The organism is Arthrobacter sp. SIMBA_036, from assembly GCF_046535135.1.
In the GTDB taxonomy this organism is placed as follows: domain Bacteria; phylum Actinomycetota; class Actinomycetes; order Actinomycetales; family Micrococcaceae; genus Arthrobacter.
The window spans coordinates 1-275 of the sequence record NZ_JAWRXG010000153.1 but is presented as its reverse complement, the minus strand read 5'-3'; the positions used below and the strand labels follow the sequence as shown (position 1 = coordinate 275).

1 protein-coding gene is annotated in these 275 nt (G+C 64.0%); it reads right to left on the bottom strand.

The genetic code is table 11. The annotated features are described in order from the left end of the window. Positions 1 to 85: 85 nt before the first annotated feature. A partial coding sequence (locus SB659_RS19465; RefSeq protein ID WP_410551591.1) for a hypothetical protein occupies positions 86 to 275 on the bottom strand: 190 nt, incomplete at its 5' end.

Genomic DNA, 275 nt, shown 5'->3' with positions numbered 1-275 from the left:
CTCGGCATTCCGAAACGGGCTCGCTACCTTTGCATGGCACGGTCGGCAGTTGGAAGGTTTCGTGCCGGCCCGACCCCGGCTTGATTCAACGAGAATGTGCGGCCTTCATCAGTGCGATGGACACGCCCGCAGAGCAGCATGCGACGACGGCACCAACGAGAAACACGGTGCGCAGACCTGCCCAGTGGGCAAGCAGGCCGAGTGCCGGGCTTGCGATTCCCAGCGCGAGATCGAGGAACGCCGTATAGGCGCCCATCGCCAGCCCACGATTCTGC